Here is a 10,012-nt window from a genome sequence, read left to right as displayed (position 1 = left end):
AAGCCGGCTCCCACAGGTTTTCCACCAGCATGGAAAGCAGTGGAGTACCTGTGGGAGCCGGCTTGCCGGCGACAGGGCCAGTACAAATCGCTCACTGCTAGACCTTGGCGCATATCCCTGCTGCCCTCGGCACAACCCTTGCTGTAAGAAGTTTCTGCGGATGCCATCAAAATAATGGCGCCAGAAAGCACGAGGGTTTCACCGTGTCTGCCATCCTCTCACTGTTACGAAGCCGCCTGTTGCGGCCTGTGTTTGTTGCCTTGGGTATCGCCCTTTTGGTGCAGGTGCTGGTCGCCGTTGCGCTGACACGAAACACTGTCACCGCCCTTGAGGCCGACCTGGGTGAACGCCTGGGTAACGACAGCCGCAAGCTTGCCAGCGAGCTGGAGCAAGCCGGGCAGGAGGTCCGTTCGGGCCTTGAAGGCCTCTCCAGCAGCACCCGCCAGCGCCTCAGCGCGGGCCTGTCCGAGCGTTTGCAAAGCGAGCAGCAGCAGCTGCGCGTCACGCTGGAAAAGAACCTCAAGGACTCCGCCAACGACATGGCCGAATTGCTGGCTTCAGTCGCCCCACGGGCGATCTGGGACAACGACGTGCCGACGCTCTCCGACTTCGCCCGCCGCGCCCAGCGCAACCCCAATGTCCTGTTCGTGATCTACGACGACGCTCAGGGCCAGCACCTGACCCGTTACCTGAACCGGCAGAACCCGATCAACCAGGCCCTGATCGAGAAAGGCCAGGGCGAACGGGCGCTGGACAAGGTGCTGGAGGCTGCCCGCCGCGACCCGTCGGTGTACTTCGTCGAGGCTTCGATCAACCCTAATGGCGCGGAAATCGGCAAGGTGCTGATGGGCGTCTCCACTGCCGGTGTAGACCAGGAGCTCAAGGCCCTGGACCAGCGCTTCAGTGCCTTGATCGCCAGTGGCGGGCAACTGGTCGGCGACAGTCTCGGGGCCGCTGCGGCAGACAGCGGCAAGGCCCTGCGTGAGCGGCTGGAAACTGCACAGAGCAGTGCCACGGCCATGCAGGCCAATACCGCGCAAACCGTGCGCGATGCGGCCGCAGAGCTGCGTTGGCGGATCGGCCTGGGCCTTGTGCTGGTAGGTCTGGGTGTATTGATTGTGGTCGCCCTGGTGCTGGGCCGTCGTGTGCTGAGCAAGCTGCGCCTGCTGATCGCCGCGCTCAACGATCTGGCAGCCGGGGAGGGCGACCTGACCAAGCGCGTCAACCTCGACAGCCGCGACGAAATCGGCGATATGGCCTCGGCGGTCAACCGCTTCGTCGACAAGCTTCAGCCGATCGTTCGCGAGGCGGGTGAGGTGGCGCAGCGTACCGGCGTCGAAATCGGTGCCATGGCCCAGCGCAACGCCGGCGCCGATGCTTCAGCGGCCTTGCAGCGCGATGAAGTGGCTGCCAGCTTGCGTGATCTGTCCAGCATGGCCGACGAAGCCCAGGCCGAAAGCCATGCCATGCAGGCGGCGCTGCGCCAGGTAGTGGACATTCGCCAGGCCACCGATGAAAACAGCCGCACCTCTACGCAACTGGCTGGCCTGATCGAGAACCTCGCCGGCCAGGTCGAAACCGGCTCGCAAGTCATCGAGCGGCTGGCCAAGCAGAGCGAGCAGATCGAAGTGGTGTTGACCGTGATTCACGGTATCGCCGAGCAGACCAACCTGCTGGCCCTCAATGCTGCGATCGAAGCCGCGCGCGCCGGCGAAACCGGGCGTGGTTTCGCCGTGGTGGCCGACGAGGTGCGCGCGCTGGCGAGCAAGACACAAAGCTCCACAGGGGATATCCAGGCGCATATTTCTGCGCTGCAGAAGGGTGCCAAGGAGGCGGTGGCCACCATCAGCCAAGCCGGCCTCAAAGCCAGCGAAGGCTTGCTGGTACTGCGCGACAACGAGCGCCGTCAGCAGTCGGTGCAGGCGGCGGTGGAGCAAGTGCATGCGGCGATCGGTCTGGCCACCCGGGCGGCCGAACAGCAGGCGCAGGGGGCTCAGGCCGTGCGTGGTCGCGTGGAGAACATCCATGCCCAGGCCGAGCGCTCGGCCGAGGTGGTGATGCAGACCACCGCCAGCAGCAAGGTCCTGGATGACCTGGCCGCGCAGTTGCGCGCCAGCCTGGGCCAGTTCAGGGCCTGAGACCGCGTACCCCCCATCGCCGGCAAGTCGGCTCCCACAGGTACGGCGCAGATTTCAGTTTTGCGCTTCCCCCCCTGTGGGAGCCGGCTTGCCGGCGATGGGCCGCCCAGCGGCCCCAGCACAGAATGCCGCTTTGCTAAGCTGTCGGGCGCCCCATGACAAAAGGATTTGTACATGCCCGCCCAATTGCTCGCCGCCCCGGCCGACCTGGACTTCCTTCACAGCGCCAGCGTACCGCTGACAACCCCGCTCACCGCCCTGCAAGCCTATTGCGCGATGACCTCTCACATCCCCGTCTGGCTAGCTGGCGCCTTTCGCCTGCGCGACTTCATCTCCCGCCGGTTCAACGTCGCCGATATTCACGGCTTTACTTCCCGCAGCCCCGAGCATGTACCCCAGGTGGGCGAGCGCCTGGATTTCTTCACCGTGGAGTCCATCAGCGACCAGCAACTGGTCCTGACCTCGCGTGATACCCACCTGGCGGTCATGGTTTGTATGGAGTCGACCGCAGAATGCGGGAGCAGGCAGCGCCTGAGCGTGACCACATCGGTGCAGTGCTTCAATGCCTTTGGCCGCTTGTACATGCTGCCGGTCGGCCTGGCGCATGGCCCGATAGTGCGGCGGATGTTGGCAAACATTCGTTAATCGATTCCCGGACTGCATCTCGCTGTGAAACATTTATTTACCCGATCAAGTCGCTTTTTTCGCCAAATTTGTAGGCAATTTCCTAATTTGTCCTTGAGCCCCCGCCTACGATTGCGGTTGCGGCAATAGGGGGGCTAGGGTCAATCGGGCCTCTGGCGGCGCATCCTGCCCAGTGAGGAACAACCCTAAAGCGACGTTGTGCAATCGAAGCGCTATTGGCTAACTCCAAGTACATAGGGGATCTAAGAACGACTTTTTCCGGGGCGGGTTTGATCGGGAAGGTCTTGCGGACCTGTGTTATAGGGGGCGGGCTGATGGCTCCCGGCCCTTATGTCCGCAGAGGGCTTATCGACTTAAATGAAGTTAAGCGTTTTCCCGCAGGGATGAAGCGGGCGTGCATGGACTTATGTGAGCCCAAAGTAAATGCAGCGCAGGGGACGGCTGAGGCGATAGGTGGGGTTGCACAATGCTTTTTGACTGGCAATAAGAGTGGATGCCACTTAGATGGTAATCGGTAGGTAGTTGGGTGGCCGGCAGCCCAGGCTGTCTGCCAGCCTGGGCTCTCCCCTCAAGCCTTGTTCAAATACATGCGCGTGGTCAGCAGATATACCGGCAACCCCGATACCACAATCAACAGCGCCGCATATGGCGCCGCCGCCGCGAACTCGACGTTGGCAGTATGCGCCCAGACCTCGGTGGCCAGGGTGGTCATGCCGGTCGGGCTGAGCAGCAGGGTGGCGGTCAGCTCCTTCATGGCGTCCAGAAACACCAGGGCAAAGGCAGCTGCAAGGGCAGGGAAGATGATCGGCAATGTCACCCGGCAGAACGCTGCGAAGCTACTGGCGCCCAAGGTACGGGCCGCTTCTTCCAGTGTCGGCGATGCCTTGTTCAGTGCGGTGCGTACCGGAGCCTGCGCCAGTGGCAGGAACAGCAGCGCATAGGCCAGCAGCAACAGCGCAGTGGTCTGGTACAGCACCGGCACATAGCGCAGGGCAAACACCACCAGCGTCAGTGCGATCACCAGGCCGGGCAGGGCGTGCAGCAGGTATGGCAGGCGCTCGGCCCAGATCGCCAGGCGGCCCTTGTAGCGCACCACCAGGAAGCTGACCGGCAGCGCCAGCAAGACGCAGAAGCCCGCGCCACCCAGCGACACCGACAGTGATGTCAGCAGCGCCTTGCTGATCGCCGCCACCGGGAACGCTGCTGACGAACCAACACTCAGCCAGTAACCGAGCATGGCCAGCGGAATGCCGCTGCCCAGTATCGCCAGCCCCAAACAGAACAGCTGCGCCAGTGGCATCCAGCCACGCAGGCGTACCGGCTGCGCACGACGTGCAACGCCCTGGCCGATGCGCACATGGCGTGCCTTGCCGCGTACCTTCAGCTCCAACCACAGCATCATCAGGCAAAGTGCCAAAAGCACCGCCGACAACATGGCAGCATTGGCATTGCTGAACTCCAGCTCGAACTGCTGGTAGATCGCGGTGGTGAAGGTTTGCAGGCCGAGAATCGACAGCGCGCCGAACTCGACCAGCATGTGCAGGGCGATCAGCAGCGCGCCGCCGAGCATCGACGGCCACAGCAGCGGCAAGGTGACCTTGGTGAACACGCCCCAGCGGCTGCAGCCCAGTGTGCGCGCCGACTCTTCGAGCGAGGTGTCGAGGTTGCGCAGGGTCGCCGCCACCGGCAGGAACACCAGTGGGTACTTGGACAGCGCCATGACCATGATCGCCCCGCCCAGGCCTTCGAAGTCCGAGCTCAGCGACACCCAGGTGAAGCTGCTGACGAACGACGGTACGGCGAATGGCAGGCAGAGCACCACACCCCACAGCCGGCGGCCGGGCAGGTTGCTGCGTTCAAGCAGCCAGGCCAGGGCCAGGCCGACTACCATGCACACCAGCGTCACCCCGACCATCAGCAGCAGGGTGTTGCGCATCAAGCCCCAGACGAACGGTCGCCAGAGCAGGTGCAAGGCTTCTCGCCAGCCGGCTTCCCAGGCTTTCATGGCGACGTACAGCAGCGGCAGCAAGCTCATCGCCACCAGGAACAGCACGGGCAGTACCACCCAGATGGATGGGCGCTTGCGGCGCGGTACGAAACGTACTGGCGCCGGCTGGGACAGGACGGCGGTCATCAGAGCAGGCCGACCTCGCGTTCAAGCTCCAGCGCTTCCTCGGCATTGCCCAGGTCGGCTGGCGAAATCTTTGGCGGGCGCAGCTCTTCGAATGGCTTCAGGCCGCGGTCGGAGACCATGCCCTTGTGCAGCGGGTACTCGGCGGTGGTCTGGGTGATCACACGCTGGCCTTCTTCACTGGCCATCCAGTTGAGCAGGGCCTGGGCTTCCTTCGGATGCTTGCTGGCCTTGACCGCGCCGGCGCCAGAAATGGTGACCAGGTTGCCGGCATCGCCATCGGCCAGGTAGTACAGCTTGGTATCGAGCTTGCCGCGCTCGCGCTCCAGGGCATACCAGTAGTAGTTGTTGACCAGCACGGCGGCGACTTCGCCTTTTTCCACGGCCTTGAGCGCGACCATGTTGTTGGTGTAGGTCTTGCCGAAGGCTTTCAGGCCGGTCAGCCATTCTTCGGTGGCTTCACGCCCGTGCATCTTCAGGATGGCCACGGCCTGTTCCTGGAAGGCACCGCTGGTAGGCACGTAGCCGACGCGGCCTTCCCATTCGGGGTCGGCGAAATCCATTACCGTGGTCGGCAGGTCTTTCTCGTCGATCTTCTTCGGGTTGAACACCACCACCCGGGTGCGCGCGGTAACGCCCATCCAGGTGCCGTTGGCGGCAACGTATTCCTTGGGCAGCATGTTCAGCGTGGCGTCGTCGATTTTCGCCAGCAGGCCCAGCTCACCCAGGTTGTTCAGGGGTGGGGATTCTTCGGTATAGATGATGTCGGCCGGCGAGCGGTCGCCTTCCTCGATGATCTGGCTGGCCAGCTGGTTGCTGCTGCCCTTGCGGATATTGATATGGACGCCGGTCTTGGCCTCGTAGGCCTTGGCGATGGCTTCGCCGATTTCCTTGTGCTGACCGTTGTACATGGTCAGGGTGACCGGATCGTCTGCCATGGCGGCCGGAGCGCCGATCACCAGGCTCAGAACTGCGGCGGCCAAGGTGCGCATCAGCGGTTGCGGGCGGATCGTCATGCGGGTACTTCCTCGCGTACGGCTACATATTTGGAAACAATGGTAAACGAAATCGTTTCTCAAGTGACCGGATGACGACAAATTCATGGGGCGACCATGGTGCAACGGTGGGGCAGGCGCTGCGCATGCTCATGAGGGGGGAGGGGGGGTATAAATCGCAGGCAAGAAAAAACCCACTAGCAAGCTAGTGGGTTTTTGTATGGTGCCCAGGAGAAGACTCGAACTTCCACGACCTTGCGGTCACTGATACCTGAAACCAGCGCGTCTACCAATTCCGCCACCTGGGCAAAGCTTTGCAACATCTGGTGAAGGCGACTATCGTTCGCTTCACACAGTAGTAACAGATCCTTGGTCATCTGTTACTTGAAAATACTTGGTGCCCAGGAGAAGACTCGAACTTCCACGACCTTGCGGTCACTGATACCTGAAACCAGCGCGTCTACCAATTCCGCCACCTGGGCACACATTCGAGATTACAAGATGCTTTACAGCGTCGTTCATCTCTACTACAACTTCGGGCTGTCCGTCGTTGTGGTGCGCACTATACGGACGCTCCCAATGGCTGTAAACCCCCCAATCGAAAAAAATTTCAAAAAACTCAACTTGTTGATTCCACAGGCCTATCGCCGCTCGCTGGACATGCCGTTAGGGCTGTCCAAGGCTGACATTTCCGGTTTCAATACGCCTATGCCAGAATTCCTATCTATATACCCCAAGGTGAACCCCTTCTGATGGCCGATTGGCAATCCCTCGATCCCGAGGCCGCTCGTGAAGCGGAAAAATACGACAACCCCATTCCCAGCCGTGAGCTGATCTTGCAGCGCCTTGCCGACCGTGGCGAACCGGCCGCGCGCGAGGAACTGGCGGCCGAGTTCGGTCTTCACGAAGAAGACCAGATCGAAGCCCTGCGCCGCCGCCTGCGGGCCATGGAGCGCGACGGCCAGCTTATCTATACCCGGCGCGGCACCTATGCCCCGGTAGACAAGCTGGACCTGATCTGCGGTCGAGTCTCCGGCCACCGCGATGGCTTTGGTTTCCTTATTCCTGACGATGGCAGCGACGACCTGTTCCTCAGCCCGTCGCAAATGCGCCTGGTGTTCGATGGCGACCGCGGCCTGGCCCGAGTTTCCGGTGTCGACCGCCGTGGCCGCCGCGAAGGTGTGCTGGTCGAAGTCATCTCCCGTGCTCACGAGAGCGTGGTCGGCCGTTACTTCGAAGAAGGTGGTATCGGCTATGTGACCCCGGACAACCCGAAGATCCAGCAGGAAGTGCTGGTGACCGCCGGGCGTAACGGCGGCGCCAAGATCGGCCAGTTCGTCGAGATCAAGATCACCCATTGGCCGACCCCACGCTTCCAGCCGCAAGGCGACGTGGTCGAGGTCATCGGCAACTACATGGCGCCGGGCATGGAAATCGACGTTGCCCTGCGCAGCTACGATATCCCGCACGTCTGGCCCCAGGACGTGATCAAGGAAGCGCGCAAGTTCCGCTCCGAAGTCGAAGAGAAGGACAAGGAAAAGCGCATCGACCTGCGCCACCTGCCGTTCGTCACCATCGACGGCGAAGACGCCCGCGACTTCGACGATGCTGTCTATTGCGAACCGCTGGGCAAGCTGCGCATGTTCTCCGGCGGCTGGCGCTTGTACGTGGCCATCGCCGACGTCTCCAGCTACGTGCGCCTGGGCTCTGCCCTGGATGTCGAAGCCCAGCAGCGTGGCAACTCGGTGTACTTCCCCGAGCGCGTGGTGCCGATGCTCCCCGAGGAGCTGTCCAACGGCCTGTGCTCGCTGAACCCGCACGTCGATCGCCTGGCCATGGTCTGCGAAATGACCATCAACAAAACCGGGCAGATGGTCGACTACCAGTTCTATGAAGGGGTGATCCACTCCCATGCGCGCCTGACCTACAACAAGGTCAGCAGCATGCTCGAGCATTCCCGTACCCGTGAGGGCAAGGCGCTGCGCGAGGAGTACAAGGAAGTCCTGCCGGACCTGAAGAGCCTGTACAACCTGTACAAGGTGCTGGTGGATGCCCGTCACACCCGTGGCGCCATCGACTTCGAGACCCAGGAAACCCGCATCATCTTCGGCGCCGAGCGCAAGATCGCGGAAATCCGCCCGACCGTGCGCAACGACGCCCACAAGCTGATCGAGGAATGCATGCTGGCGGCCAACGTCGCCACCGCCGAATTCCTGCAGAAGCACGGTGTGCCGGCGCTGTACCGCGTGCACGACGGCCCGCCGCCGGAGCGCCTGGAAAAACTGCGTGCCTTCCTCGGCGAGCTGGGCCTGAGCCTGCACAAGGGCAAGGACCCGTCGCCCAAGGATTACCAGGCCCTGCTGGCGAGCATCGCCGGGCGCCCGGATTTCCACCTGATCCAGACCGTGATGCTGCGCTCGTTGAGCCAGGCGGTGTACAGCACCGACAACAACGGTCACTTCGGCCTGAACTACGAGGCCTACACCCACTTCACCTCGCCGATCCGTCGTTACCCGGACCTGCTGGTGCACCGTGCCATCCGCAGCATCATCCGTTCCAAGGTCGATACCCCGCACGTCAAGCGTGCTGGTGCCATGAGCATTCCCAAGGCGCGTATCTACCCCTACGACGAGAACACCCTCGAGCAGCTGGGCGAGCAGTGCTCGATGACCGAGCGCCGCGCCGACGAAGCCACCCGTGACGTGGTCAACTGGCTCAAGTGCGAGTACATGAAGGATCGCGTGGGCGAGACCTTCCCGGGTGTGATCACTGCGGTGACCGGTTTCGGCCTGTTCGTCGAACTGACCGATATCTATGTGGAAGGCCTGGTGCACGTCAGTGCGCTGCCGGGCGACTACTACCACTTCGACCCGGTGCATCACCGCCTGTCCGGCGAGCGCACCGGGCGCAGCTTCCGCCTGGGCGACACGATCGAGGTCAAGGTCATGCGCGTCGACCTCGACGAGCGCAAGATCGACTTCGAAGTGTCCGAGCAGCAGCTCAGTGCCCCGATTGGCCGCAAGGGCCGTGGCGCAGCGCCAGCCGGCGACAAGCCCGAGCAGCAGCAGCCGGTGGTGGAAGCCAAGGCCACGCCGAAGCCGCGAAGCCGCAAGAGCGAAACCGCTGAAGCGTACTTCCCCAAGGACGCTGTGCAGCGCAATGCCGAAGTGCGCAAGAGCCGCGAAATGAAGAAGGCGCTGATGAGCGACGCGCGCACCGGCGGCCATGCCAGCAGCAAGTCGGACAAGGGCGGCAAACCTGCCGGCAAGCCGACCAAGCACCGTAAAGGCCCGCCGAAGTCCGGCGCGCCACGCAAGAGCAAGAGCAAGTCATGAGTCAGCTGGAAAAGATCTACGGCGTGCACGCCGTGCAGGCGTTGTTGCAGCACCATCCGAAGCGGGTCAAGCAGATCTGGCTGTCGGAGGGGCGCAGCGAGCCACGCATCCAGGCGTTGCTGGCACTGGCCGCGGAAAACCGTGTGGCGGTCGGCCAGGCCGAGCGTCGTGAACTGGACGCCTGGGTCGAAGGTGTGCACCAGGGCGTGGTTGCCGAAGTGAGCCCGAGCCAGGTGTGGGGCGAATTGATGCTCGAGGAATTGCTCGAACGCACCGAAACGCCGCCGCTGATCCTGGTGCTGGACGGCGTCACCGACCCGCACAACCTCGGCGCCTGCCTGCGCACCGCCGATGCTGCCGGTGCCACGGCGGTGGTGGTGCCCAAGGACAAGTCGGCGACCCTGACGCCAGTCGTGCGCAAGGTGGCCTGTGGGGCTGCGGAAGTGATTCCGCTGGTGGCCGTGACCAACCTGGCGCGCACGCTGGAGAAACTGCAGCAGCGTGGCCTGTGGGTGGTCGGCACCGCTGGCGAGGCGGAGCAGGAGATCTATCAGCAGGACCTGACCGGGCCGCTGGTGATGATCATGGGTGCGGAAGGCAAGGGCATGCGCCGGCTGACCCGTGAGCACTGCGATTTCCTGGTGAAATTGCCGATGGGCGGTAGCGTCAGCAGCCTGAACGTTTCGGTGGCTACGGGCGTCTGCCTGTTCGAGGCCGTGCGTCAGCGCCAGGCCAAGCGCTGATCCACTGGCCCGATCGCCGGCAAGC

The 10,012-nt window shown here is 63.0% G+C and carries 7 protein-coding genes and 2 tRNA genes; 5 read left to right on the top strand and 4 right to left on the bottom strand.

Annotation, left to right across the window (positions count from 1 at the left end):
- Positions 1-203: 203 nt before the first annotated feature.
- Together PMI38_RS01710 and PMI38_RS01705 are read left to right on the top strand one after the other, a co-directional pair.
- A complete protein-coding gene (locus PMI38_RS01710) occupies positions 204-2,138 on the top strand; it encodes a methyl-accepting chemotaxis protein (protein WP_008089842.1) in 1,935 nt (644 codons plus the stop codon).
- A gap of 174 nt (positions 2,139-2,312) precedes the next feature.
- Entirely contained in the window at positions 2,313-2,783 is a 471-nt protein-coding gene (locus tag PMI38_RS01705) for a DUF2867 domain-containing protein (RefSeq protein ID WP_008089840.1), read from the top strand.
- Between the two features lie 568 nt (positions 2,784-3,351).
- Here the strand turns inward: PMI38_RS01705 and PMI38_RS01700 are convergent.
- The 4 genes from PMI38_RS01700 to PMI38_RS01685 form a co-directional block, all read right to left on the bottom strand.
- Positions 3,352-4,917 carry an ABC transporter permease gene (locus tag PMI38_RS01700; RefSeq protein ID WP_008089837.1) on the bottom strand — a complete coding sequence of 522 codons (1,566 nt, stop codon included), beginning with the start codon at positions 4,915-4,917 and terminating at the stop codon, positions 3,352-3,354.
- Positions 4,917-5,930, bottom strand: coding sequence for an extracellular solute-binding protein (locus PMI38_RS01695; protein WP_008089836.1), 1,014 nt, complete (start codon positions 5,928-5,930; stop codon positions 4,917-4,919). Before PMI38_RS01695 ends, PMI38_RS01700 begins: the two co-directional genes overlap by 1 nt.
- A 200-nt stretch (positions 5,931-6,130) precedes the next feature.
- Positions 6,131-6,217 (bottom strand) — tRNA-Leu (locus PMI38_RS01690).
- Between the two features lie 87 nt (positions 6,218-6,304).
- A tRNA-Leu gene (locus tag PMI38_RS01685) sits at positions 6,305-6,391 on the bottom strand.
- A 19-nt stretch (positions 6,392-6,410) separates the two neighbouring features.
- Between PMI38_RS01685 and PMI38_RS26255 the strand changes: the two genes are divergently transcribed.
- The 3 genes from PMI38_RS26255 to rlmB are packed head-to-tail and all read left to right on the top strand — an operon-like array spanning position 6,411 to position 9,987.
- Entirely contained in the window at positions 6,411-6,662 is a 252-nt protein-coding gene (locus tag PMI38_RS26255) for a hypothetical protein (RefSeq protein ID WP_008089834.1), read from the top strand.
- Positions 6,662-9,244 (top strand): ribonuclease R, encoded by a 2,583-nt coding sequence (rnr, locus tag PMI38_RS01675; RefSeq protein ID WP_008089832.1) that lies wholly within the window; start codon positions 6,662-6,664, stop codon positions 9,242-9,244. Before PMI38_RS26255 ends, rnr begins: the two co-directional genes overlap by 1 nt.
- A complete protein-coding gene (gene rlmB, locus PMI38_RS01670) occupies positions 9,241-9,987 on the top strand; it encodes a 23S rRNA (guanosine(2251)-2'-O)-methyltransferase RlmB (protein WP_008089831.1) in 747 nt (248 codons plus the stop codon). The genes rnr and rlmB overlap by 4 nt, the downstream gene beginning before the upstream one ends.
- Positions 9,988-10,012: the final 25 nt, after the last annotated feature.

The sequence above is a fragment of the Pseudomonas sp. GM84 genome (assembly GCF_000282535.1).
Classification (GTDB): Bacteria; Pseudomonadota; Gammaproteobacteria; order Pseudomonadales; family Pseudomonadaceae; genus Aquipseudomonas.
The sequence above is the reverse complement of the archived record's forward strand: the minus strand, read 5'-3'. Positions and strand labels throughout refer to the sequence as shown.